17 protein-coding genes and 2 tRNA genes are annotated in these 25,170 nt (G+C 57.2%); 15 read left to right on the top strand and 4 right to left on the bottom strand.

All coding sequences use genetic code 11. The features are described 5' to 3' along the window. Positions 1–25: 25 nt before the first annotated feature. Positions 26–102 (top strand) — tRNA-Pro (locus EHO01S_RS03955). A gap of 141 nt (positions 103–243) precedes the next feature. Further along, positions 244–320: transfer RNA gene (locus tag EHO01S_RS03950), tRNA-Pro, on the top strand. Positions 321–412: 92 nt separating this feature from the next. On the opposite strand, the gene EHO01S_RS03945 is transcribed toward EHO01S_RS03950, so the two are convergent. Further along, positions 413–910: a YbaK/prolyl-tRNA synthetase associated domain-containing protein gene (locus tag EHO01S_RS03945; protein WP_024522746.1), complete on the bottom strand. Its 498-nt coding sequence runs from the start codon at positions 908–910 to the stop codon at positions 413–415. 564 nt (positions 911–1,474) lie between these two features. Here EHO01S_RS03945 and dppA point away from each other — a divergent pair. From dppA to dppF, 5 genes are all read left to right on the top strand, one after another. Beyond that, complete coding sequence (dppA, locus tag EHO01S_RS03940; RefSeq protein WP_024522745.1) at positions 1,475–3,103, top strand: dipeptide ABC transporter periplasmic-binding protein DppA; 1,629 nt, start codon at positions 1,475–1,477, stop codon at positions 3,101–3,103. Between the two features lie 152 nt (positions 3,104–3,255). Further along, a complete protein-coding gene (gene dppB / locus EHO01S_RS03935) occupies positions 3,256–4,275 on the top strand; it encodes a dipeptide ABC transporter permease DppB (RefSeq protein WP_035370212.1) in 1,020 nt (339 codons plus the stop codon). Positions 4,276–4,286: 11 nt separating this feature from the next. Then, positions 4,287–5,213, top strand: a complete 927-nt coding sequence (gene dppC, locus EHO01S_RS03930; protein WP_024522743.1) for a dipeptide ABC transporter permease DppC — start codon at positions 4,287–4,289, stop codon at positions 5,211–5,213. Between the two features lie 11 nt (positions 5,214–5,224). After that, the gene (dppD, locus tag EHO01S_RS03925; RefSeq protein WP_024522742.1) at positions 5,225–6,205 is read left to right on the top strand and encodes a dipeptide ABC transporter ATP-binding protein; all 981 of its coding nucleotides are present in this window, start codon (positions 5,225–5,227) and stop codon (positions 6,203–6,205) included. Then, entirely contained in the window at positions 6,163–7,200 is a 1,038-nt protein-coding gene (dppF, locus tag EHO01S_RS03920) for a dipeptide ABC transporter ATP-binding subunit DppF (RefSeq protein ID WP_370447912.1), read from the top strand. Before dppD ends, dppF begins: the two co-directional genes overlap by 43 nt. A gap of 55 nt (positions 7,201–7,255) precedes the next feature. On the opposite strand, the gene bcsG is transcribed toward dppF, so the two are convergent. The 3 genes from bcsG to bcsE are packed head-to-tail and all read right to left on the bottom strand — an operon-like array spanning position 7,256 to position 10,681. Continuing rightward, entirely contained in the window at positions 7,256–8,938 is a 1,683-nt protein-coding gene (bcsG, locus tag EHO01S_RS03915; protein ID WP_024522740.1) for a cellulose biosynthesis protein BcsG, read from the bottom strand. Beyond that, entirely contained in the window at positions 8,922–9,128 is a 207-nt protein-coding gene (bcsF, locus tag EHO01S_RS18130; RefSeq protein WP_024522739.1) for a cellulose biosynthesis protein BcsF, read from the bottom strand. Before bcsF ends, bcsG begins: the two co-directional genes overlap by 17 nt. Next, entirely contained in the window at positions 9,125–10,681 is a 1,557-nt protein-coding gene (bcsE, locus tag EHO01S_RS03905) for a cellulose biosynthesis protein BcsE (RefSeq protein WP_024522738.1), read from the bottom strand. The genes bcsF and bcsE overlap by 4 nt, the downstream gene beginning before the upstream one ends. A gap of 183 nt (positions 10,682–10,864) precedes the next feature. Between bcsE and bcsR the strand changes: the two genes are divergently transcribed. The 8 genes from bcsR to EHO01S_RS03865 all read left to right on the top strand — a co-directional run bounded on the left by bcsR (position 10,865) and on the right by EHO01S_RS03865 (position 25,103). Continuing rightward, positions 10,865–11,056: a cellulose biosynthesis protein BcsR gene (gene bcsR / locus EHO01S_RS03900; RefSeq protein ID WP_024522737.1), complete on the top strand. Its 192-nt coding sequence runs from the start codon at positions 10,865–10,867 to the stop codon at positions 11,054–11,056. A gap of 5 nt (positions 11,057–11,061) precedes the next feature. Next, positions 11,062–11,811, top strand: coding sequence for a cellulose biosynthesis protein BcsQ (bcsQ, locus tag EHO01S_RS03895; protein WP_024522736.1), 750 nt, complete (start codon positions 11,062–11,064; stop codon positions 11,809–11,811). Beyond that, positions 11,808–14,378 carry a UDP-forming cellulose synthase catalytic subunit gene (gene bcsA, locus EHO01S_RS03890; RefSeq protein ID WP_024522735.1) on the top strand — a complete coding sequence of 857 codons (2,571 nt, stop codon included), beginning with the start codon at positions 11,808–11,810 and terminating at the stop codon, positions 14,376–14,378. The genes bcsQ and bcsA overlap by 4 nt, the downstream gene beginning before the upstream one ends. A gap of 57 nt (positions 14,379–14,435) precedes the next feature. After that, on the top strand, positions 14,436–16,775 hold the full coding sequence (gene bcsB / locus EHO01S_RS03885) for a cellulose biosynthesis cyclic di-GMP-binding regulatory protein BcsB (RefSeq protein ID WP_035370211.1): 2,340 nt from the start codon (positions 14,436–14,438) through the stop codon (positions 16,773–16,775). A gap of 3 nt (positions 16,776–16,778) precedes the next feature. Next, positions 16,779–17,903, top strand: a complete 1,125-nt coding sequence (bcsZ, locus tag EHO01S_RS03880) for a cellulose synthase complex periplasmic endoglucanase BcsZ (RefSeq protein WP_024522733.1) — start codon at positions 16,779–16,781, stop codon at positions 17,901–17,903. After that, the gene (gene bcsC / locus EHO01S_RS03875; protein WP_024522732.1) at positions 17,885–21,334 is read left to right on the top strand and encodes a cellulose synthase complex outer membrane protein BcsC; all 3,450 of its coding nucleotides are present in this window, start codon (positions 17,885–17,887) and stop codon (positions 21,332–21,334) included. The genes bcsZ and bcsC overlap by 19 nt, the downstream gene beginning before the upstream one ends. 234 nt (positions 21,335–21,568) lie before the next feature. Then, positions 21,569–23,605, top strand: a complete 2,037-nt coding sequence (gene hmsP, locus EHO01S_RS03870) for a biofilm formation regulator HmsP (RefSeq protein WP_369400435.1) — start codon at positions 21,569–21,571, stop codon at positions 23,603–23,605. A 217-nt stretch (positions 23,606–23,822) separates the two neighbouring features. Further along, entirely contained in the window at positions 23,823–25,103 is a 1,281-nt protein-coding gene (locus EHO01S_RS03865; RefSeq protein ID WP_024522730.1) for a dicarboxylate/amino acid:cation symporter, read from the top strand. Positions 25,104–25,170: the final 67 nt, after the last annotated feature.

Raw genomic sequence — 25,170 nt, 5'->3', positions numbered from 1 at the left:
CGAGCAGTAACATGCGCACCGCATTCGGCGAGTAGCGCAGCCTGGTAGCGCAACACGTTCGGGACGTGTGGGTCGGAGGTTCGAATCCTCTCTCGCCGACCAAATTCCTGAGAAAACCCAGCCCTTATGGCTGGGTTTTTTGCGTTATGCGCCGTTTAACACCTGGCGGAGAAAAAGCCGGATTGACATCGCGCTTAAGGTGTTGACGCCGACGCAGGCTAGCAGTAACATGCGCACCGCATTCGGCGAGTAGCGCAGCCTGGTAGCGCAACACGTTCGGGACGTGTGGGTCGGAGGTTCGAATCCTCTCTCGCCGACCAAATTCCTGAGAAACCCAGCCTTGATGGCTGGGTTTTTTGTTTTGGGGTCGCTTTACCTCCCTGCATCGCACCGTTCGATGGCGGAGGGCATCTTAGACCTGCTCGGCTTGGCGGATAAACGCTACGCTGCGGGGTGCCGCAATGCGGCGATAGTCTTCGCAGTTGAGGATCAGCGATCGTTCCAAGGTGCCGGCGTTGAAGGCTAATTCATCGAAGCGACTGAACAGTAACGGATCGGCGACCAGCAATAGGTCGGGATGTAGGCTGAAGGGGGGAATGGCACCGAAGACGCAGTCGGTCAGGGCATTGACCTCTGTAGGGCTAGCCAGCGAGGCGCGCGTCCCACCAATACCACGAGCTAGGGCGCTTAAATCGGCCTGCTGATCGGCGGGAAGCACGGCTAAGACATGTTGTTTGATACCGTTACCCTTAACGTGGCATACCAATGCCTTGGCTCCTTGGCCAAGTTGCGTGCCGCGGATCCTCGCTACCTCTTCCGATCTCCCCGCACTCGGGTGTTCCACGATGCGATAGCGCGCAGCATGGCTGTCCAGTAGGGCCTGTAAGCGTTCAAATGTGGCCTGTGACACCGTTTCTCTCCTCTTGATGACAATAGCTGTGATGATAACGCCGCAACGGGTCGGCGCATGTGTATCATTCCGCAAAAAAGGGGATAGCCGGGCCGGTGGCGTCTAGCCACTAGCATTTTTCTCTATCGATATCTCTCCCATCAGGGGAATTGAGTATATATTCGGCGCTTAGGATAAATTTTTTCGCCGCGGCGATTAGTGAAATCGGCTGGTAAGAATTTATTACTTAGTGGAATGCGTGGCACGTGAATACTAAGTACAAATTTCAACCTATATATGCTGTTTATTTATCACGTTTTATATAAAGAAACTGATCGTTTATTAATCGATAAACATCCCTTCGTTATATTGACGCCAACCGGAACACTTGCGAAATTGAGGCGTATAAGGCGGGCAGCGCGCTTCGCGATACTCTTATCCACACGTCGATGGGCAGCCTAGCGAGTCGTTCCTCACTGGGGGCGCATCCCCGCCTTGGCCGTACAGGCCGCCGCCGGACGGATCGTAAAGCAAAAAACAGAGATCCGCCGGTTCACACAACATCACAGTACGGAGTTCAACGTTATGTCTGTCAAGAATAATGTATCCACGGGCCGTGGAGCGGGATGTGTCGCGCTAAAATGGGGCATTGGGCTGGTGGCGCTGGCCGTGGCCGGTAGCCTTCAAGCTAAGACGCTGGTGTATTGTTCCGAGGGATCGCCGGAGGGGTTTAACCCTCAGTTATTTACTTCAGGCACCACCTATGATGCCAGCGCAGTTCCTATTTATAACCGTCTAATCGAATTTAAAAAGGGAACTACTGAGATTGAGCCCGGTCTGGCGGAAAGCTGGGAAGTGAGCCCCGACGGTAAGACGTATACCTTTCACCTGCGTAAGGGGGTGAAGTGGCAGGGTAATAAACTGTTTAAACCGACCCGTGACTTTAATGCCGACGACGTCGTGTTCTCCTTCGAGCGCCAACGCGATGTCAATCACCCGTACCACAAAGTCTCCGGCGGCAGCTATGAGTACTTCCAGGGTATGGGATTGCCGGAGCTGATCGCCAAGGTCGAGAAGGTTGATGACCATACGGTGCGTATCGTACTGAATCACCCGGAATCTCCTTTCCTGGCCGATCTGGCGATGGACTTCGCCTCGATCCTCTCCGCCGAGTATGGTGATGCCATGATGAAGGCCGGCACGCCGGAAAAGATTGACCTGGAACCGTTGGGTACCGGCCCATTCCAGCTGTTGCAGTATCAGAAAGACTCCAAGATCCTCTACAAGGCTAACAAGGATTACTGGGGCGCGAAGCCGAAGATCGATCGTCTGGTATTCTCCATCACGCCGGATGCATCGGTGCGCTATGCCAAGCTGCAAAAGAATGAGTGCCAAGTGATGCCGTACCCGAACCCGGCCGATTTGGAGCGCATGAAGCAGGATAAAAGTATCAACTTGCTGGAGCAGCCGGGGCTGAATGTCGGCTTCCTATCGTTTAACGTTGAGAAAAAGCCGCTGGATAACCTCAAGGTGCGTCAGGCATTGATCATGGCGGTGAATAAGCCGGCGATCATCGAGGCGGTATATCAAAAGGCCGGGCAGCCGGCGAAGAACCTGATCCCGCCGACCATGTGGGGCTATAACGAGGCACTACAGGATTACCCTTACGATCCGGCTAAGGCTAAGGCGTTGCTGAAAGAGGCGGGGTTGGCGGATGGCTTTAGCATCGATCTGTGGGCGATGCCGGTCCAGCGGCCCTATAACCCGAACGCCCGCCGTATGGCGGAGATGATCCAGGCCGATTGGGACAAGATCGGCGTCAAAGCCAAAGTTGTCACCTATGAGTGGGGCGAATACCTCAAGCGCGCCAAAGATGGGGAACATCAGGCGGTGATGATGGGCTGGACCGGGGACAATGGGGATCCGGACAACTTCTTCGCCACGCTGTTTAGTTGCGATGCGGCTAAGTCGGGCTCGAACTACTCCCGCTGGTGCTATCAACCGTTTGAGGCGGTGATCCAACCGGCGCGCGCCGAGGCGGATCAGGCCAAGCGTGTCGAGCTGTATAAGCAGGCTCAGGTGATCATGCATGATCAGGCGCCGGCGCTGATCGTCGCCCACTCGACGGTGTATGAACCCGTACGCAAAGAAGTGAAGGGGTATGTGGTGGATCCGTTGGGCAAACACCACTTCGATCAGGTCTCCCTGGAGTAAGTCGGCTGTCCCTCTCTTGGGAGGGACGCCGTGCTGCCCCCGCGCGGTAACGGGCCGTATGGCTCAGGTGCGGTAACTAGAGTCGGATGGCGCGTAGCCTTGCGCGCCGTCATGGGCTGGCTTAGGTCGGCCGAATACAGAGAGTTCGGGCTATGTTGCAGTTTATTCTTCGACGTTTGGGGTTGGTTATCCCTACGTTTATCGGCATCACCCTGCTGACATTCGCCTTCGTCCACATGATCCCCGGAGATCCCGTGATGATCATGGCGGGCGAACGCGGGATCTCGGCGGAGCGCCACGCTCAACTGATGACTGAGATGGGGCTAGATAAGCCGCTATACCAACAATATTTCACTTACGTTAACGATGTATTGCACGGCGATCTCGGTCAGTCGCTGAAGAGCCGTACTCCGGTTTGGCAGGAGTTCGTACCCCGCTTTCAGGCGACGCTAGAGCTCGGTTTTTGCGCCATGCTGTTCGCCATCTTGCTTGGGATCCCCATCGGGGTGTTGGCCGCGGTCAGGCGTGGTTCGGTGTTTGATCATACGGCGGTCGGCGTGTCGCTGACCGGTTACTCCATGCCTATCTTCTGGTGGGGCATGATGTTGATCATGCTGGTGTCGGTGCAGCTCGACCTGACGCCGGTCTCGGGGCGTATCAGCGACACGGTGTTCCTGGACGATAGCCACCCGCTGACCGGCTTTATGCTGATCGATACCCTGCTGTGGGGTGAACCGGGCGACTTCAAGGATGCGGTGATGCATCTGATCTTACCCTCTATTGTATTGGGCACCATTCCGCTGGCGGTGATCGTGCGAATGACCCGCTCCGCGATGTTAGAGGTGTTGAGCGAGGACTATATCCGTACCGCGCGCGCCAAAGGGCTGAGCCGTATGCGGGTGATCGTGGTGCACGCCTTACGGAACGCGCTATTGCCCGTGGTGACGGTGATCGGCCTACAGGTCGGCACGTTGCTGGCTGGAGCCATTCTGACCGAGACCATTTTCTCCTGGCCGGGGTTGGGCCGCTGGTTGATTGACGGCCTGCAACGCCGCGATTACCCGGTGGTGCAGGGCGGGGTATTGCTGGTCGCCAGCATGATTATCCTGGTTAATCTGTTGGTGGACGTGCTGTACGGCGTCGTTAACCCGCGTATCCGCCATAAACACTAGGAGGCTGACACATGTCTGAACGAATGATGGCCGAGACGGCGGTGCCAACCACGGTTCCGCCGCAGGCGGCACCACAGCCGATGACGCCGCTACAAGAATTTTGGCACTACTTTTGCCGTAATAAGGGGGCCGTCGTCGGCCTGATCTATGTGGCGATCGTGGTACTGGTGGCCTTGGGGGCCAACTTTATCGCCCCGCACCTGCCGCAGGAGCAGTTCCGAGACGCCCTATTACGTCCGCCGGTTTGGGAGGCGGGTGGGAGCTGGCGCTTTATTCTCGGCACCGACGATGTGGGGCGCGATGTGTTATCGCGCCTGATCTACGGCGCCCGTCTGTCGCTATTGGTTGGCTGCCTGGTAGTGATGCTGTCCCTGCTGTTAGGGGTGGTGCTGGGACTGCTGGCCGGTTACTTCGGTGGTGTGGTCGATGCGCTGATCATGCGCGTGGTTGACATTATGCTGGCACTGCCGAGCTTGCTGTTGGCATTGGTATTGGTGGCTATTTTCGGTCCTTCCATCGTTAATGCCTCGTTAGCCTTGACCTTTGTCGCCTTGCCGCATTATGTGCGTCTGACGCGTGCCGCCGTGCTGGCGGAGGTGCATCGCGACTATGTGACGGCTTCCGGTGTCGCCGGGGCGGGGGCGTTGCGCCAGATGTTTATCAATATTCTGCCTAACTGTCTGGCACCGTTGATCGTGCAAGCGTCGTTGGGGTTCTCTAACGCTATCCTCGACATGGCGGCGTTAGGCTTCCTGGGGATGGGGGCGCAGCCTCCGACGCCGGAGTGGGGCACCATGCTGTCCGACGTGTTGCAGTTCGCCCAGAGCGCCTGGTGGGTAGTGACTTTCCCCGGACTGGCGATCCTGTTGACGGTATTGGCGTTTAACCTGATGGGTGACGGCCTGCGCGACGCGCTGGATCCGAAGCTGAAGCAGTAAAGGAAAGAGCCATGGCATTATTAGACGTAAATCAGCTATCGGTACATTTCGGCGACGATAGCGCCCCCTTCCGCGCGGTTGATCGCATCAGTTACCAGGTGGAGCAGGGCGAAGTGGTTGGCATCGTCGGAGAGTCCGGTTCGGGTAAGTCCGTCAGCTCACTGGCGATCATGGGGTTGATCGATTTTCCTGGCCGCGTGATGGCGCAGCAGTTGCACTTTAACGGTGCCGATCTGCAACGCCTCTCCGAGCGCGAACGGCGTCAACTGGTGGGGGCCGAGGTGGCGATGATCTTCCAGGACCCGATGACCAGTCTAAATCCCTGTTATACGGTGGGCTACCAGATCATGGAGGCGCTGAAGGTACATCAGGGCGGTAATCGCCGTACCCGACGCCAGCGGGCCATCGACCTGCTTACCCAGGTCGGTATTCCCGATCCCGCTTCACGCTTGGATATTTACCCGCATCAACTTTCTGGCGGGATGAGCCAGCGGGTGATGATCGCTATGGCGATCGCCTGCCGACCGAAGTTGTTGATCGCCGATGAGCCGACCACGGCATTGGATGTCACGATCCAGGCGCAGATCATCGAGCTACTGTTGGCGCTGCAACAACGGGAAAACATGGCGTTGGTGCTGATCACCCATGACTTAGCGTTGGTGGCTGAGGCGGCGCATAAGATCATCGTGATGTATGCCGGCCAGGTGGTGGAGGCGGGATTGGCTGGTGAGATTTTCCATACACCGCGTCATCCCTATACCCAGGCGCTGCTGCGGGCGTTGCCGGAGTTTGCCGTCGATGGCGAGCGTCTGGTATCGCTACCAGGGGTGGTGCCGGGGAAGTATGACCGCCCGACAGGCTGTCTACTCAATCCGCGTTGCCCCTATGCCGCAGAGCGCTGCCGTCAAGAAGAGCCACCGCTAGGTACCCTGAATGGACGCGCGGTGAAATGTCATACCCCACTGGACGATGCCGGGAGGCCGACAGCATGAGTGAAGCCAAATCACAGGCACCGTTGCTGCAAGCGGTGGATCTCAAGAAACATTACCCGGTGAAAGGCGGACTCTTCACCCCTCCACGCTTGGTCAAGGCGTTGGATGGCGTCTCCTTTAGCCTGGAGCGCGGTAAGACGCTGGCGGTGGTCGGCGAATCGGGTTGCGGCAAGTCAACGTTGGGACGTTTGTTGACCATGATCGAGACGCCGAGTGCCGGTGAGCTGTATTACCAGGGTCAGGATCTGTTACAGCGCGATCCGACGGCGCAGAAATTACGCCGCCAGAAGATCCAGATCGTGTTTCAGAATCCCTATGCCTCGCTCAACCCGCGCAAGAAGATCGGCGCGATCCTAGAGGAGCCGTTGGTGATCAACTGTGCGCTTTCTGCCGCCGAGCGCCGCGAGCGAGCGTTAGCGATGATGGCGCGGGTCGGCCTGAAAACCGAGCATTACGATCGCTATCCGCACATGTTTTCCGGGGGGCAGCGCCAACGTATCGCCATCGCCCGAGGTCTGATGCTTAATCCGGACGTGGTGATCGCCGACGAACCGGTGTCGGCGCTCGACGTCTCGGTGCGGGCTCAGGTACTGAATCTGATGATGGATCTACAGCAGGAATTGGGGCTGTCCTATGTATTCATCTCGCACGATCTGTCGGTGGTGGAGCATATCGCCGACGAGGTGATGGTGATGTACCTGGGGCGGTGTGTAGAGAAAGGGAGCAAGGCGCAGGTCTTCGGCAATCCGCGCCATCCCTATACTCAGGCGTTGCTTTCGGCGACACCGCGCCTCAATCCGCAGGCGCGCCGGCAGCGCATCAAGCTGAGCGGTGAGCTGCCCAGTCCACTCAATCCACCACCCGGCTGCGCTTTCAACGCCCGGTGTCGCTGCGCCTTCGAGACCTGTCGTCAACTGCAACCCCAGTTGCGTGATCATGATGGACAGCTGATCGCTTGCTTCGCTGTGGAGCAGGCGCTAATACCGTCCGTCTAAGACGTCGAATAAAAAAAAGCGCGGTAAGGCGCTTTTTTTATTATTGTGCGCTGGGTTATTGCGGATAAGGTACCCAGTCACCGCCGTTGAGGCGGATATACGGTTTTCCTTGGTACATCATGACGATGGCGTTGTCATTTTCCGACACGATAGCACTTTGCGGGAGATGTTGTACCAGCGTCTGCCAGTCTACGCTGGGCTGGCTGAAGATCTTGCCGTCAACGGTGCGAGCCACCAGTTCAGAGAGCGCCAGGTAGCTACTAGGCTGGCTGACGATAACTGGCGTGCTTGGTGCCGGTGCCTTCATGCCACTAAAGATCACTCCGACAGGCACATGCGTGATCGCCGGGCTAGGGATGTCGCGTAATCCCGCCATCTGCATTTTATCGCCGACAACCGCCGCCCCATGTTCCGGGACGATCACCACCATCACGCGGCGTCCCGACTTCGCTAGCTCTGTCAGAAAGTGATCCAACTGGTCGAAGAGTGTCTGAGCGCGCGGCTTGAAGTCCGCACTACGATTGCTACCAATGAAGCGATTACCGTCATGCAATGTGATCAGGTTGATGAAACTGGCGCTACGTACATCGCCCTGTTGCTCGGTATTGTTTAACCAGCGCTGGAGGAGCGCGAGATCGTTGGCGATGGGTTCACCATTGAACGCGGTCAGTGCGGCGGGGAGGCCGGTATTGGTGCTGAGAGGCGCCTGTATGTTGCCGTATTGACGCAGATGCTTCAGATAGTCGCCGAACACCCCGGCGTGATCCAGCGCGAGCTCTTGATGGAATCCCAGTCGAGCCAGGTTGGCCATCAGATCGCATTGGGGCGAGACAGGGCTGTAGAGCGCCTTATGCGAGGACTGACCACAGCTGGCACGCATGATGCGAATAGCTGCCGGCCCGCTATAGGCGGTGGCGGAGTTAAAGTTGCTGAATAGAATATCCATGCGTTTCCACAGCGGGTGATCCCGCAGGCCAACGGCATCGATATCGCTCCAAGAGAGTGAACAAATATTGAGGATCAACAGATCGAAGGGTTGAGCGTCAGCAGGTAAGCGCGCGGGGAAATGGGTTTGCCGCTGTTGCTCGCTGGCATAAAAACGATTCAACCAGTCGTTGAGGTTTTGATTGCTCGGCGGCGCGCTCTGTGGCGGGATGTCGGCATTGCGGCTCTCTCCAGCAGGTCCGTTGCTGCCTGCGACCACCGTTGCTGAGTGCGTTGCGAAGGTCGCTTGTGCTTCACGCGCGCCGACAGACAGGCTGAGCTGCGGTACCCCCAGCGCCCCGAGATTGACCCAGAGCAGCGCGGCGATGGTAAAGGTGGTGATGCGTAGCCATTGGGAGAGAAACAGATAGGCAACACTGATCACCAACGCCGCGCCGAGCATATTCCAGTTGATGAAACGTTGGGCAAGATCTAACACATAGGGGGCGCTGAAATGACTCCACAGCGCGCGTTGATGAATGATGCTATTCAGCCCTGGCAACCAGGTGTCGTAGTAAAACAGGGCGAGGCCAATGGGTAATGCCAGCCAGTTGCGTAGCCGGTGTAGGTGGCTCGACGGTAAGGGAAACAGCAGAAAGGCCAGAAACACCAAGTTGGCGAAAGGATGAAAGTGAAGATAGCCGTACCACAGCAGTGCCAGCTTGAGTAGGAAGTAGAGATTCCAACCGCCTAGCCCGCGCCAGTGGTAGCCACGATCGGATAAAAGGCTCTGCTGTTCAGTGTGTTTTGTCATGCTTATCTACCGTTGCTGAGAGAGGACGGCGGTGTAGCACCGTAACCGGTTTAAGATAACGTGTAGGAAATAGCCGCCGCCGCAGGGCGCGCAATGGGTGGGGACAGCAGCGGTGTAAGTAAAATCCGGCGGGCAGCATCACCAGGGCGCATAAGGCGATCAGTTGCAGGATGTCCGTTATGGTGATCATTGCGTAGGCTCCTGTGGGATCTGTCCCAAGACGATGGGCGTGGGTAGGCGTCGTGGCGCGGGCACCTCGCGCGGTGCAGGCCTATCGCTGGACGAGGGCGGCGGCGCATCGAGCGTTTGTTGGGGCGCTGGCGCCTGATCACGCATACGCGTCAGCTCCAGAAGCAATTCGCTATCTTGGTGCCAGACGCGGTAGCTACTGAACAGTTCGGCGATCGATAAGGGGAAAACAGATCGTAAGGCCGTTTTGAGTTCATGAGGGCGACAATAGGCCAGGAACAGTACTAAGCGCTGCTGGTCGAGCGTGATCAGATCGCCGTCACGCCGGAGGCGACAGAGGGCGAGCAGCTGTTCTGCCTCCATCCCTGCGATGGGTTGTAAGGAGACCAGTGTTCCGCGCCCATTGCGTGGTAGCAAGGGGTTATCGAGCAGGTCGAGCAGCAGTGCACAGAAGCGTGAATAAGGCTGGTAGCCACGCAGCTTCAGCGGGCGGAGCGAGTTGAGTAGGGTGGTGATATTGGCTGGCACGTGATGGGGAAAGATATGCCCCTGTAATCCTTCGATGATCACTAAGGTATTGGAGAGCGTCGCAGATAAGGGAATGATGCTATTGGCGCCACAGGCCAGTAGCAGACGTTCATCGCTGCTGCGCTGCATGGTCATCAACTCACGCACGACGATCTTCAGGGCATTGCCTCGCTGACGGCGTAATGTATGGATTTGGCGGGCCAAATCGTCAACTTGATCGTTTTGTGAAAGCGAAAACAACAACGTGGCAGCCTGGGCCGTCAGCGCCGCCGTAAACAACTCTTGATTCGACGCAAAGAGATGCCAGTGTTCGGAGAGGGGGGGCGCACCTTCTAGCGCGGCGACATGCGCGAGATACTCATGCTCATCCTGATGAGACTGTAGCGTTATCGAGGCATCGCTAGTAACTTGCCAGCCCTGCGGCGTGGTGATCAGCTCGATATTTTGCTGCGCGGAAACCCCCAGCGCATTACTCCAGAAAGCGAGATCATAACGCCAGCAATCTAATTGCCAGCGTAGGCTAACTAATCCGTAAAGTAGTCGATTTAATGGAATTAATTGATTGCGTAATACATCGTTACCCGCACCGTGGTTGAAAATGAGTAAGGTGGCATTGTGGCGCTGTAATACGTTGCTAAGATGGTGGAGCCAATTCGTTATCCAATCCATCGGTTGGTGAAGTAATGCCGCTACCGGAAGTAGGATAATCAGTAGGTGAGGGCGTGGACTGAGCAGACGGTGCAATTCATCGGGTAAGGCCATCAGCGCTGCTGGCGTCGGTATCAGACGATAAATGGCTAATGATTCCGGCCCTGATTGATAGCCCTCTGCCAGTATAGACGGCGTATCGCTACCCACGTCGATGAGGGTAACGCGGGTGGTCGCGTGCTGCGCCTGGATCGTCTGGCCGCAGAGGCTGAGTGCATCTTGAGCCCGATCGCACCCTAACCAGTAAAGGCCATGTATCTGCGCGGTTTGCAGCTCGTCCCACAGTTGCGAGATGCCGAGAGTAAATGATTGTGCCATGGCGTATCGACTTCGCGTGAGTAAAGGGTTAATCCGTACCTAATATCAGAGGAACATCTCGCCTAACTAAAATATTAAATAATAATAAACATGCTTATGAATTCTGTTTTGCATTTGGACTGCGTCCTTTCTTGACCTTGCTATACTCAGTTAAACCATAGCTGAATTTTTCTGGTTAGTAGAATGCGTGAACAAAGAAACTCTCGCCTGGATAGCGATCCATCGGCATCGGAAGATCTGTCTGCGTTGTATAAGATTTACGGCGCGATGGAGATTGATTATGTCAATATTGTTCGAATGGAGCACGTCAATAGTGTATTTGAACGTTGGCCATTGTTGGCCGAATGTCGTAATCAGGCTCAACAAAAGGATTGATCTCCATGACGATCGTAGCGCTACAGGGATTACATGGTGGAGTCGGTACGACCTGTACGGCTGTGGCGCTGGGCTGGGCGCTTCATCGATTGGGAAAACGGGTCTTGGTGGTGGATGCCAATCCTGGCGATCAAGTATCGATGCATTTTAATTTGCCTTTATCTGAGCGTGGCGGCTGGGCCTCGGCGTATTTATCCGGCGGGCGATGGCAAGAGACGGCGTGGCGTTATGCCGAAGGGTTAGACTTTCTTCCCTTCGGTGCCTTGGCTGTCGAGCAATTGCCGGCGTTGGAGGCGAGTCTCCAGCAACCTGATGGTCTATCCGCATTCACGGCATTACGTGATGCTTATGATTGGATCGTGCTAGATATCGGTAGTGGTGAGCATGCCTTAACGCGTCAGATGGCGGCATGGAGTGAACTCTTGATGGTGCTGGTGGTCGCCGAGGCGAACTGCCATGTGCGCTTACATCGTCAGGCGTTGCCCCGGGAGGCCCACCTTCTCGTGACGCAGTTAGTACCCACTAGCGTGTTGCAGGAAGACATTTACTTACTCTGGCAGCAAACGTTGCCAGCGCTGATCCCGCTGGTACTACATCGTGATGAGGCGATGGCGGAGGCTGCCGCCAGTAAACAGCCCGTGGGCGAGTTCGCCCCCCATTCGTTGGTGGCGCAAGAGATCACGAATTTGGCCGCATGGTGTCTGTTACAGGCGCTAGCGGGGCCGAATGGGGATAAGGGCGGGCAGACACTATGACGCATATGCTGGATATGCTATTAGCGGCCGATGCCCGGCGAGCATGGGTTCATCGCTATCGCGCGTACCGTGCGCATGGCGCCTCGTCGTTGGCGGCGGTGATCGGTTGCTGTTGGACAACGCTGGCCTGGGTATTCTTCTGCCTGGAGTCACCTGCATGGCAGGCGCTATGCCAGCAGCGCACGCGTTGCTTCCCGCATATCGATCCGTTACGGCCACGCCTGCTCGATCCGCTACGTTATCTGCTACAAGGCGTGTGGCTGCTGTTTATCGGCCAACCGACCACGCTCACCCGACTGGGAAGGGTGCGTTATGGCTATCGGCGCGTGTTGCACTGGCTGGCGGCCTCGGCCTCCCGTCTGGCTCCGCATGGCGAGGATGAGGCACCGATCTGGTCGGCTTTGCCCAGAACGGTACGTCGCGTGGCGCTCGCTGGTGTGATTTTACTCGCATCGGCCTTGACGCTGTTATGTATCTCCCAGCCTTTTGATCTGGTATCACAAGCCATCTTCGTGGTGTTGCTGTGGGGATGCGCCATGGTGATCCGCCATATTCCAGGTCGTTTCACGACGTCGTTGCTGGTGTTGTTATCGCTCACCGTCTCCTGCCGTTACATCTGGTGGCGCTATACCGCGACCTTGAACTGGGATGACCCCTTTAGTCTGCTCTGTGGGCTCCTGTTGCTGGTGGCGGAAACCTATGCCTGGGTGGTGCTGGTGCTGGGTTACTTCCAATCGATCTGGCCATTAAATCGTCCCCCCGTGGCCTTACCGAAAGAGATGGCGCAGTGGCCGAGCGTTGACATCCTGGTTCCCACCTATAACGAGGATTTGCGCGTCGTCAAACCGACTATTTACGCCGCATTAGGTATCGATTGGCCGCGGGATCGCATCAATATTTACCTATTGGATGACGGTAATCGCGAGAATTTTCGCAGCTTTGCCCAAGAAGTGGGGATTCACTACATCGCCCGCCCGACGCACGAACACGCTAAAGCGGGGAATCTGAATTATGCGTTGAAGCGGATCACGGGGGAGTTTGTCGCGGTATTTGACTGCGACCACGTTCCGACACGGACCTTTCTGCAATTGACCATGGGCTGGTTCCTGCGTGAGAAGCGGTTGGCTATCTTGCAGACTCCCCACCATTTCTTTTCTCCCGATCCTTTCGAGCGCAATCTGGGGAATTTTCGCCGGACGCCGAACGAAGGCCACCTGTTTTACGGCTTGTTGCAGAATGGCAACGACATGTGGAATGCCGCCTTCTTCTGCGGCTCCTGTACCGTGTTACGCCGTTGTGCGCTGGATGAGGTCGGCGGCATCGCCGTTGAAACTGTCACCGAGGATGCGCATACCTCGCTTCGTCTACATCGTAAGGGATGGTCATCGGCCTACATCCGCATTCCGTTGGCCGCCGGCTTGGCGACGGAAAGCCTGTCGGCCCATATCGGTCAACGTATGCGTTGGGCGCGGGGCATGACGCAGATCTTCCGTATTGATAATCCCTTCTTAGGGCGCGGATTGAGCATGGGGCAGCGCCTGTGCTACGCCAACGCCATGCTGCATTTTCTTTCCGGTATCCCACGCTTGATCTTCTTGCTTGCGCCATTAGCGTTTCTGTTGTTTCACACCTACGTCATCTTTGCGCCGGCGTTGGCGATCCTTCTGTATGTCCTTCCGCACATGTATCACTCCAGTCTAGCGCGGGTTCGCCTACAGGGGCGCTATCGCCATTCTTACTGGAATGAGATTTATGAGACGGTGTTGGCCTGGTATATCGCGCGTCCCACTTTAGTGGCGTTAATTAACCCGCGTAAAGGTCGCTTTAATGTGACCCAGAAAGGGGGGTTGGTTACGCAGAATCACATGGATTGGGTTATTTCATCGCCCTATCTAATCCTGGTGTTACTGAATGTGCTAGGGCTGGCGTTTGGCGTCTGGCGTCTGGTCTGGGGGCCGCAGAATGAGTGGTTTACGGTACTGCTGACCATCGCCTGGGTGATATATAACCTGATCATTCTCGGCGGGGCGGCGGCGGTTGCTGTCGAGGTTCGACAATTGCGTCAGGCGCATCGTGTTGAAATGGCGATGCCCGCGGTGTTGATGCGCCATGACGGGCACCTCTATCCCTGTACGCTGCGTGATTATTCCGACGGTGGTGTCGGTATCGAGCTCGCCGATGATCGTCTCGTCTTACAGGAAGGTGAACCTATTTCCCTGCTGTTGCAAAAGGGCACGGAAAGTTTCGTCTTTCCCATCACCGTCACGCGAGTATTGGGCCGCCGCGCCGGGTTGCGCCTGACGGGGTTAAGTGTGGCGCAGCATATTGCCTTTGTTCAGTGTACCTTCGCCCGCGCCGATACCTGGGCGCTGTGGCAACAGGCGATCCCGGAGGATCATTTGGGCGGAGGATTTATCCGTATTTTACGTTTGGTCGGCCGAGGCTATCGCAACCTAGCGGAGTATGCCCCGGCCCCCTGGAGTACGCCGATCGTGGCGCTGGTCCGTCTGAGCGCGTGGTTGCTCTCTTTCCTGCCGCGCCCGGTTGCTCGTCAGCCGAGTGCGTAGTCTCGACGGTCGATATAGCGTGAGTAGGTATTAACTAATGGAGCTACGGAGATACCCATGATGAAGATCTTTCCCCTATTGTGGGCCGCGATGGTGTTAGGCGCGAGTATGCCGGCACAGGCAGAGTCTCCGTTGCCCTTGGCTACGGAGAGCACGACGGATATCACGCCGGTGACGGCGCCGCCCTCCTCGGTGAGCGAGGTCGCAGATGTGGCGCCGCCGACGGCGACGCTCGCCGCGTCAGCCCAGGTAGCGGCACCTCGGATGACCCAGACCTTGGATTTGGCACAGTTATCCTCGGAGCCAACGGTGTTGCGTGCCGACAATCCCAATGCCTATATGGAGTTTGGCGTCGCGCGCGACCAGTTGGTGACGCGCGCCGTGCTTAACCTGGCGTTTACCCCTTCGCCGTCGCTGGTTCCGCTGATCTCTCAGATGCAATTGTTCTTGAATGATGAGCTGATCAGCGTGATCCCGGTGGATAAGGCCCAGTTAGGTCAAGCGAGCCAACTGCAAATCCCCATTGATGCTCACTATATCACCGACTTTAACCGCATACGCCTGGCGTTTGTCGGCCGTTATCAGCCGTATCGGATGTGTGAAAACGAGTGGCATCCGACGCTATGGTTAGCCATCGGTAAGAACAGCAGCTTGACCTTGGAGACTCAGGCGCTGGCGGTACAAAACGATCTGGCGCTGTTCCCGCGCCCCTTCTTTGATCGGTTTAGTAAGGCGCCGTTGACTTTGCCGATGGTGTTTGCTGCTCAGCCGGACTTGGCTCAGCAGCAAGCCGCCGCGGTGCTGGCGTCTTGGTTTGGGGTTCAGGCGCAGTGGCGCGGTCAACGTTTTCCGGTACTGTATAACCAGCTGCCGGATCGTCACGGCGTGGTGTTTGCCACCAATAGTACCCGTCCCGATTTCTTACGCGACTATCCGGCGGTGAAAGGGCCGACGGTGGCGATGATTTCATCACCGGATAACCCCTATATCAAACTGTTGCTGATCCTGGGACGCGACGATAACGACTTGATGACGGCGGTACGCGGTCTTGCTCAAGGCAATGCGCTATTGCGTGGTGAACGTGTCGCTATCGATCAGGTTGAGACCTTGGCTCCCCGCCAGCCCTACGATGCGCCTAACTGGGTTCCTACCGATCGTCCGGTGACTTTCGCCGAGCTGCAAAGCTACGACGAGCAATTGCAATCTGTCGGGATCCGCCCCGCCCCGATCTCGTTGACGCTGAATCTGCCGCCCGATCTGTTTCTGCCGCGCAACGCCTACGTGGATATGAATCTCAAGTATCGCTATACCCAGCCGCCGTTTAAAGATGGCTCGCGGATGGCGGTCAGCATCAACCGCCAGTTCGTTCAGGCGTTTCCTTTACTGCCGAGTGAGAATGAGGGGAAGGCGGTATTGCATATCCCCTTAATCCAGGGCCTGATCGATAAACTGGATCAGGTCACCATTCCGGCGGTGAAGTTAGGCATTGAAAACAATCTGCGCTTCGATTTCGATTATGTGGTGCCTTATCTGACGCCCGCGAGTGGTGAGTGTGTCTCTTACCAGCCATTACCGAATACGGTAGCTATCGACAAGGACTCGACCCTCAATCTCTCCGGCTTCCGTCATTTCCTCGCCATGCCTAACTTGCGCAGTTTTGCCAATGCCGGTTTCCCCTTTAGCCGACTGGCCGATTTATCGCAGACCCTAGTGGTCGTGGCGCCGAAGCCGTCACCGATTCAGGTGAGCACTTTGTTAGCGACCCTGGGAAATATTGGTGCACAGACCGGTTATCCGGCGTTGGCGGTCACCTTGAGCGATGACCTCTCTCAGGCAAGCGCGCAGGATCGCGACATCCTGTTGATCGGGCGTATCCCGCCGACACTGCGTGATGCCGATCGGGTAGCACAGCTGGTCAATGCGACCCAGAGCTGGTTGATTAGTCCGATGAATAATACGGCACCGGACAACACTATTCCCGATCCTGCCGCCCAACATCCGGCGGTGAAAACTACGCTCAGTGCTCAGGCACCGCTGGCGGTGATCGTCGGCTTCGAATCGCCGTTCAGCGCACAGCGTAGTGTGGTGGCGCTGTTGGCGGATGACCAAGCAGGCTATGGGCTGCTCAATGAGGCGTTGATCGATAAAGGTAAAACTGCCGCCATGTACGGTTCGGTCGCCGTCATTCGAAGCTCTGGCGTTAACAGTCTGCGCGTCGGTGATATTTACTATGTTGGTCATCTGCCGTGGTGGGAGCGGCTGTGGTATACCTTCTCCTCACACCCGTACATTTTAGCCGCATTGGCCTTGTTGGCGGTGGTACTGGTGAGCCTAGTGCTGTGGCGCGTACCGAGCCGGTTGCGTCGCCGCCGTCTGGAGTCTGACGAGAGGAGATAATGCATGAGGGAATATGTCTGCCGTATCTTTATGGCCGCAGCCTTGCTGGGCAGCAGCGCCGGCGCTGCCTTGGCGGCGGCCTGTGAGTGGCCGGCTTGGGCGCAGTTTCGCCAGGATTACATCAGTTCCGACGGGCGGGTGATCGATCCCAGTACCCCCCGCCAAGTCACCACCTCGGAGGGGCAAAGCTACGCGTTGTTCTTTGCACTGGTGAATAACGATCGGGCGTTGTTCGCTCAGTTGCTGGCTTGGACTCAGGACAACCTGGCGCAGGGCAGTTTAACGCAGCGCTTACCGGCTTGGCTCTGGGGACGCCACGACGACGGACATTGGCGGGTGTTGGACAATAACTCGGCGTCAGATGCCGATCTGTGGATCGCCTACACGCTACTGGAGGCAGGGCGGTTATGGCGGGAGGAGCGCTATCAACGGTTGGGGATCGCCCTGCTGGCCCGCATCGGCCGCGAAGAAGTGGTCGCATTGCCCGGCTTCGGCATGATGCTGTTACCCGGGCGTCACGGCTTCCGGCGTGGTGCGTTGTGGACCGTCAATCCCAGTTATCTGCCGCCGCAGATTCTGGCTCGTCTAGCGCCGTTGCATGGCCCTTGGAACCGTTTGCAGTACAGTGCGTTACGGATGTTGCAAGTCACGTCGCCGCGCGGCATCGTACCGGATTGGACCAATTGGCAGCGTAACAAAGGCTGGTTACCGACGCCGGGACGTGCCTATATCAGCGGTTATGACGCGATTCGCGCCTACCTCTGGGCTGGCATGCTGGCCGATGACGCGCCGGCGAAGCGCACACTGATCAAGCATTGGCAGCCAATGGCGCAATTGAGCGAAAAACTGGGTTATATCCCAGAAAAGGTCGGCGTTCTTGATGGTTTGCCGCAAGGCGAGGGAAGTGTCGGCTTTTCTGCCGCCATGTTGCCATTTTTAGCGGCTAGCGAGAGTCCCTTGCTGGCAACGATGCGCCAGCGGGTAGAGCATAACCCGCCGGGTAAAGATAACTATTACAGTTCAGTCCTGATGCTGTTTGGTCTCGGTTGGGATCAACAGCGTTATCGTTTTAATCTACAGGGTGAACTGGTGCCAAATTGGGGTGCCGCATGCGTTGTTTCCCATTGAGTCTGAGTGCATTGCCGATCGCGTTAGCGCTGAGTAGTCCACTGAGTGCCCGCGAGGTGAATGCCACCGACTGGCTGTTGGATCAGGTGCGTATCGGCGAGGCTGAACAGCGCTATGATTTGGTGATGCAGTCGCTCGATCGGCTGATGATGATCGCCCCAAATGATCCCGATGTCATCATGGCGCGGATGCGTTTGTTGTTGCGCCAGGGCAATACGCAGGGCGCCGGGCAGTTGGCCGATAAGCTCTGTCTGCCCGCGAACGATGCCGAGATCTGTCATCGTGCTCGCACACTATTGGCGCTAACTACCCCACAGGGGCGTCAGGCGCTACAGCAGGCGCATTTGTTGGCTACTGCCGGTCAGTATGCGGCGGCGGTGGCGGCCTATGATGCCCTATGGCAGGGAGCGGGGCCGCCCTTGGAGCAGGCTGTCGAGTATTGGCGTACCGTCGCCCATCTTCCCGGGCAGATAGCGCGCGCGATCGCCGCACTTCAAGCGTTAAATCAGCGCTATCCCTACGATGCGGCGGTTGGTGAAACCTTGGCGAGGTTGTTACTGGCTAACGATCAACCGCAGGCGGCTGATGCATTATTGCAGCGCATGGCGGAGCACGACGCGACTCGCCCTCGTGCGGCGGCGATCTGGCTGGAGCAGATCCAGCGTATGCCACCGAGCGCCGACAGTATCGCTGCGTTGCGTCGTTATATACAACGTTTTCAGACTACGCCACCGCTGGTGGTCGCTGCTGAGGCGCTGCTCCAGACGCAACAGGCGCAACTGGCTGCGGCTCAGGCCAGTATTGAGCAGACAGCGGCGCCCGCGGCTACCCCAGCGAATGTCGCCGCACAGTACGCAACGCCCTCTCCTGCGCTAAATAATGGCGAAGCCTTGGGCGCATTGGCGGAAACGTACTCGCGTCGCGGGGAACGCCAACAGGCGATCGCGCTCTTTGAGCGAGCCATCGCCGCCGCACCGGATAGCGACCAACTGGGAAAGTGGCAGAGTCTGTTGCAGACCAATCGTTATTGGTTGTTACTGAAGCAGGGTGATGAGGCACTGGCGGCGCGCCGTTATGATGAGGCGCGCCAGAAGTACCGCCAAGCACAGGCACTGGATGGTCAGGAGGCCTATGCGCCGATAGGCTTGGGCGATGTGGCGGCAGCGCAGGACGATCTTGCCGGTGCCGAGCAGGCGTATCGGCGAGCATTACAGCTCGATGACCGCAACGGTAGTGCCTTGCGTAAGTTAGCAAGTCTTTACCAACGCCAGTCGCCCGATAAAGCGCTGGCATACTTACAACAGTTGCCCGGTGCGCAACGTCGCGCCTTAAAGGCCGATTATCAGGTGCTACAGAGCGATGCACTGCAACAGCAGGCCGCTATCTTTGCCGGTAAGCAGGCCTGGGGCGCGGCGCTCGATAAACTGACGGCGGCGCAGCAACTGACGCCGGACGATATTTGGTTGAACTATCGATTGGCCTCTACGCTGGTCAGCGCGGGTCAGCCAGCACGCGCTGATGCATTGATGCAGCGGATGGCACAGCGTTTCCCACACGATCGCGATCAGCGTTATGCTTATGCCCTCTATCTTTCGTCACGCGCTCAGCCGCAGCAGGCGGAGGCGGTGTTACGGCAGATCCCGCGCGACCAATGGAGCGACGGTATGCAGGCCCTGGCGTTACGTTTGCAGGCGGATCGTATCTTGACGCACGCCAACCAGCTACGCGATGCGGGCGATGAGACGCAAGCGATCGCTTACTTACAGCGTCAGCCCACCTCTTTGGCCATCGATCTGACATTGGCCGATTGGGCCTTGGCGCGCGATGATTATCATGCGGCCTTACAGGGCTATCAGCAGGTATTGGCCAGTGACCCACAGAATGCCGATGCCCGCCTCGGCGTGATCGAAACACGGGTGGCGCAGGGTGACTATTCGGCCGCCAGGACGGCCTTGCAAAGTCAGCCGCCGTCGAGCGTAGCGATGGATCTCAGTACGCAACGGCGTCTCGCTAACGCCTGGGCCGCCAGTGGTGACCCTGCGCAGGCGCAGCGCCTCTTCGATCCTCTGCTGTCCGAGGCGAGGCGTACGCCGGGGATGAACGGCGCCTTGCTGTTGCGCGATGATGCGCGTCTGGCGCGCCAGTTGGGGCAGAGCTCGCGCGCGCAGGATGATCTGCGTGCGGCGATGGGCGTGGCGGCGATCGGCGAGGTTAAGGCGCAGGATAACGACGGTTTTACGCGTCTGACACGTATCGATGGCCAAGATGATTGGCTTAAACGCAGCATTCGAGCCGATAGCGCCGATCTGTATCGACAACAGGAACTGCGCTTCACCCTGGAGCACGACTACTGGGGATCGAGTGGTAGCGGTGGTTACTCCGATCTTAAAGCGCATACGACGATGCTACAGGCCGATATGCCGCTCTATGATGGCCGGCTATTTGCCCGTGGCGATCTGGTCGATATGGATGAGGGACGCCTGGCGGGGGGCGCTTATCAGGATAAGTTCGCGACCTGTTACGTTAAGGGTTGCCCACCCGGTGAACGTCAACGCAGCACCGGTACCAGCCTGGCTATCGGCTGGCAGAATGCAGATTGGCAGTTGGATTTGGGCTCGACCCCGATAGGGATGCGCGTGGTGGATTGGGTGGGCGGCATCGCCTACAACGGTGATTGGCGCCACATCGGCTGGACGCTGGAGGCTCATCGGCGCCCTGTCTCCAGCTCATTGCTGGCGTTGGGGGGCCAGCGTGATCCCGTTAGCGGTACGGAATGGGGTGGTGTGCGGCGCAATGGGGTGGCGCTTAGCGCCAGCTATGATCGTGGCGGTCCATCGGGCCTGTGGGGGACATTGAGTGCCGATTACCTGACGGGGAAAAATGTCGAGAGCAATAGCAGCGTGCGCTGGATGGGCGGTTACTATTATAAACTAGTCAACGAGGATCATCGTCGGGTGAGTGTCGGGCTGAACAATATGCTTTGGCATTACGCGAAGGATTTGAGTGGCTATACCCTGGGGCAAGGGGGCTATTACAGCCCACAGCGGTATCTCTCGTTGGCAATTCCGTTGAATTATCGCCAGCGTACGGAGAACTGGTCGTGGGAACTGGGTGGCTCCGTCTCTTGGTCTTATGCCCGCACATCGGATCAGCGACGTTATCCGTTGCAGAACATGATCGATAGTCGCCGGGTGCCTGATTATGACGCCGTTGATGCGGGGGGGAGTAGCAATGGTTTCGGCTACACCTTACGCGCTATTGTAGAGCGGCGTCTGACGAGCCACTGGTTTGTTGGTGCAGGCGTCGATATTCAACAGGCGAAAGATTATACGCCGAGCCATGCCTTGATTTATCTCCGCTACTCAGTACAGGGATGGCAAGGCGATATGGATCTACCACCGCAGCCATTGCGCCCATATGCCGACTTTTAACGTATGAGCCGCCGCCAGCAGCGTCGGCTAGCTGGCGGCGCGCATCGCTTCTTTGGCGCCGCGCCGCCGCGGGTTCGAGTCTCGGGGAGGGCGCTGGTGCGAGAAAAAGGGGGGCGCAAAGACCGTTAACGCCTTTTATCCTAGTTAATAACGCGAGTGAATCCAGTATACTCAGCCCGTTTGAGGCGTGGGGCCGTACAGGGGTGCGGCCGAGCGGCCTTAAGCGGATTTTGTGTGCGGAGAGAGAGTTTGCGAGTCAGTCGTTCCTTAACCATAAAACAGATGACGCTGGTTTTCGTCGTGGCGTTGACGACGATCTGCGTCTTCACACTGATTCAGCTGTTTCACTTTGTGCAGCAGCGTAAGGATGACTATGGCCAGCAATTAGTGAGCATTGCCGCATCGGTACGTCAGCCTTTATCCGAGGCGATATCGAATCGGGACATGGCTAAGGCACAGCAGTTACTCGCAGGCTTACAACCCGGCGCGATTTTAGCGCGCGCTGAGATTCGATCGCCTGCGGGTATGCCGCTGCTATCGCAGGTATCGCTCCCCAACGCCCGAGCAGTGCCGAGTTGGGTGAGCCGTTTGTTCCAATTGCCGTTGCAGGTCAGTACACCGCTGTATCGGGCGGATCGGGCACACGCTGCCTCGACTCAGCCGCTGGGCTATCTGGTGTTGCAGGTCGACACTTTCCGTCTGTACCGTTTCATCGTTAGCACCTTTGCAACATTGGTGTCGACCTATCTGTTGCTGGCGCTGATCCTGACCGTGTCGGTAAGTTGGTGCATGAATCGGTTGCTGGTCCACCCCTTGCGCGCGCTGGCACGCGAGTTGCGCAATATGCCGCTGGATACGCCTAGTCATCTTCCGCTGTCGCTTCCCCCCCACCACCATGACGATGAGTTGGGACAATTGGTGCGGGCTTATAATCGTCATCAACAGGCATGGGAGAAGGCGCGTCAGAGGTTGAGCCAGCCAGCCACGTGCTACCCGCAGACCGATTTGCCTAATGCTGGGTTATTCGTTTCGTCGCTGGAGCAACAGCGCCAGGCGCGGCGCGGAGAGCCGTGTGTGTTGATGGTGGCTATCCCGACTTTACAAGAGGCGATGGGGGTGTTGAATGTCGGGCAGCGTGAGCAACTGATGGCGACATTGGTCGCTCGCCTGCGCGCGGCGATCTCGCCGGATGGGATGTTGGCTCAGGCGAGTCAGGATCGTTTCTTCATCGCGTTGTGGGAAACGTCACAGCCGGAGATCATCCGGCAGCAGGCGCATCAATTGCTGACGCGGCTGATCCAGCCGATCACCTTGGATAATCTGGCGCTACGCCCGGTAGCAGCCATTGGTATCGCCTTCGGTCATGCGACCGCGTCTCATGCCGCAGGGGACGCGCATCCGTCGGAGCGGTTATTGGCGCAGGCCCATTCCGCGCTACACCGGGCTTTGGCCGAGGAGAAAAACGGTATCCGTTTTTTTGAGCCTCAGTTGGCCGAACAGGTGACGCGGCGCCTGACCCAGGAGACGGCGATTCTGGATGCTTTGCGGCGAGGCGACTTCGCACTCTATTTACAGCCTCAGATCGATTTGCGCAGTGGACAGTTAGCGGGGGCGGAGGCCTTGATCCGTTGGCATCATCAGGATGGCCGTTGCAGCGTACCTTCGCAGTTTATTCCGTTGGCCGAAGAGCTTGGCGGTATCGTGGCGCTGGGTGACTGGATGCTCGACGAAGCGATACGCATTTTGCTTGCCTGGCAGCGTTGCGGACTGATGATCCCACTGTCGCTGAATGTGTCGGCGTTGCAACTGGTTGATGGGCGTTTTATTCAGCGGGTGATGCAGCTGTTACAGCAGCATGGGATCGATCCACATCGCTTGCATCTGGAGGTCACGGAAACGGCCTATATTGACGATATCCATCAGGCGGCCAAGCTGCTGGAGCGTTTGCGTATGCAAGGCGTACGGGTGGCGCTGGACGACTTCGGTATGGGTTATGCTGGACTGAACTATTTACGTCATTTGCCCATCGATATTATTAAGATAGATAAGAGTTTTATCGATCCGATCCCACTGGATGAGGCGCTGGTTCGCATCGTCGGCTCGATCGCCGAGGTGCTGTCCTTGGAGGTGGTGGCGGAGGGGGTGGAGAACCAGAGCCAGTGTGATTGGCTGTTAGCTAACGGTATTCATTATGCCCAAGGGTACTACTTCTCCCCGGCGCTTTCCCTGTCTGAATTTGTGGCGCGTTACCCTGGCGCCGCGCATCACTGAGTCAGCCTGGCGCTAGGTAATATTATAACCTTGTAATGAATAAGGTTAATGTTTGCAGGGCTTTATTCGCTTCAGCTCATATATTTGATTAAATAATTTTTATAAATGAAATACTACGTTTCAATATTGTTATCTTGATGTTACTTTTGATCGTGTGCAATACCCGCCAATCGGGATGCAAAAGCTGTGCGTTCGTACCCGACCAGGAATATACATCATGATAAAAAAGATCTTTTCTAGCCTCTACTTACAGGTGTTGGTGGCGATTACTATCGGCATTCTGCTCGGTCATTTCTATCCCGAGCTGGGTGCACAGATGAAGCCATTGGGTGATGGTTTCGTTAAATTGATTAAGATGATCATTGCCCCCGTGATCTTCTGTACTGTCGTGACCGGTATCGCCGGCATGGAGAGCATGAAAGCCGTAGGACGAACCGGCGCTATCGCATTACTCTATTTTGAAATCGTGAGTACCCTGGCCCTGATCATCGGGCTGGTGGTAGTGAATGTGTTGCAGCCAGGGGCAGGGATGAACGTTGATCCGAATGCGCTGGATGTCAAAGCGGTCGCGGTCTACGCCGATCAGGCGCAGCAACAGGGTATCGTCGCTTTCCTGCTGGATGTCATTCCGAGCAGTGTGATCGGTGCCTTCGCCAGTGGCAACATCTTGCAGGTATTACTGTTTGCGGTCATGTTTGGTTTTGCATTGCATCATCTGGGTGAAAAGGGGCAGTTGATCTTCAATGTCATCGACAGCTTCTCTAAGGTCATCTTCGGCGTGATCAACATGATCATGAAGTTGGCGCCCATCGGTGCATTCGGCGCTATGGCCTTCACCATCGGCAAGTACGGTGTTGGCACACTGGTGCAACTGGGACAGCTGATCCTGTGCTTCTATCTGACGTGTATTCTGTTCGTGGTTTTGGTGTTGGGCAGCATCGCGCGGGCGACGGGGTTTAGTATCTTCCGTTTCATCGGCTACATTAAGGAAGAGCTGATGATCGTGCTGGGCACCTCCTCTTCGGAGTCGGCATTGCCGCGCATGCTGGACAAGATGGAGAAGGTCGGTTGCCAGAAGTCGGTGGTTGGCTTGGTGATCCCGACCGGCTACTCCTTTAACTTGGATGGTACCTCGATCTATCTGACCATGGCGGCGGTTTTTATCGCTCAGGCGACGAACGCCCACATGGATATCTGGCATCAGATTACCTTGTTGGTGGTCTTACTGCTGTCGTCGAAAGGGGCCGCTGGGGTGACTGGCAGCGGTTTCATCGTGTTGGCAGCGACGTTGTCGGCGGTGGGGCACCTGCCTGTCGCCGGGTTGGCGCTGATCCTGGGCATCGATCGCTTTATGTCTGAGGCGCGCGCCTTGACCAACTTGATCGGTAACGGCGTCGCCACCATTGTGGTGGCCAAGCGTTGCCGCCAACTGGATGAGAAGCAAATGCAGGCGGTGTTGGGGAGTAACCCCGGCGCGTTGAAGCAGCCTATCGCTTAATCTTTCCTCCCCGATCATTCGAATCCCCCGGCTTTTTGTTACTGGGGGTGAATGTCTCTCCCCCGCG

It is taken from the genome of Edwardsiella hoshinae NBRC 105699 = ATCC 33379 (genome assembly GCF_000474215.1).
Classification (GTDB): domain Bacteria; phylum Pseudomonadota; class Gammaproteobacteria; order Enterobacterales; family Enterobacteriaceae; genus Edwardsiella; species Edwardsiella hoshinae.
The sequence above is the reverse complement of the archived record's forward strand: the minus strand, read 5'-3'. Positions and strand labels throughout refer to the sequence as shown.

What these genes read in the sequence shown, in the direction of transcription:
- dppA (WP_024522745.1), top strand. Translation starts at nt 1,475, where the DNA reads ATGTCTGTCAAGAATAATGTATCCACGGGCCGTGGAGCGGGATGTGTC.
- dppB (WP_035370212.1), top strand. Translation starts at nt 3,256, where the DNA reads ATGTTGCAGTTTATTCTTCGACGTTTGGGGTTGGTTATCCCTACGTTT.
- dppC (WP_024522743.1), top strand. Translation starts at nt 4,287, where the DNA reads ATGTCTGAACGAATGATGGCCGAGACGGCGGTGCCAACCACGGTTCCG.
- dppD (WP_024522742.1), top strand. Translation starts at nt 5,225, where the DNA reads ATGGCATTATTAGACGTAAATCAGCTATCGGTACATTTCGGCGACGAT.
- dppF (WP_370447912.1), top strand. Translation starts at nt 6,163, where the DNA reads ATGTCATACCCCACTGGACGATGCCGGGAGGCCGACAGCATGAGTGAA.
- bcsG (WP_024522740.1), bottom strand. Translation starts at nt 8,938, where the DNA reads ATGACAAAACACACTGAACAGCAGAGCCTTTTATCCGATCGTGGCTAC.
- bcsF (WP_024522739.1), bottom strand. Translation starts at nt 9,128, where the DNA reads ATGATCACCATAACGGACATCCTGCAACTGATCGCCTTATGCGCCCTG.
- bcsE (WP_024522738.1), bottom strand. Translation starts at nt 10,681, where the DNA reads ATGGCACAATCATTTACTCTCGGCATCTCGCAACTGTGGGACGAGCTG.
- bcsR (WP_024522737.1), top strand. Translation starts at nt 10,865, where the DNA reads ATGCGTGAACAAAGAAACTCTCGCCTGGATAGCGATCCATCGGCATCG.
- bcsQ (WP_024522736.1), top strand. Translation starts at nt 11,062, where the DNA reads ATGACGATCGTAGCGCTACAGGGATTACATGGTGGAGTCGGTACGACC.
- bcsA (WP_024522735.1), top strand. Translation starts at nt 11,808, where the DNA reads ATGACGCATATGCTGGATATGCTATTAGCGGCCGATGCCCGGCGAGCA.
- bcsB (WP_035370211.1), top strand. Translation starts at nt 14,436, where the DNA reads ATGATGAAGATCTTTCCCCTATTGTGGGCCGCGATGGTGTTAGGCGCG.
- bcsZ (WP_024522733.1), top strand. Translation starts at nt 16,779, where the DNA reads ATGAGGGAATATGTCTGCCGTATCTTTATGGCCGCAGCCTTGCTGGGC.
- bcsC (WP_024522732.1), top strand. Translation starts at nt 17,885, where the DNA reads ATGCGTTGTTTCCCATTGAGTCTGAGTGCATTGCCGATCGCGTTAGCG.
- EHO01S_RS03865 (WP_024522730.1), top strand. Translation starts at nt 23,823, where the DNA reads ATGATAAAAAAGATCTTTTCTAGCCTCTACTTACAGGTGTTGGTGGCG.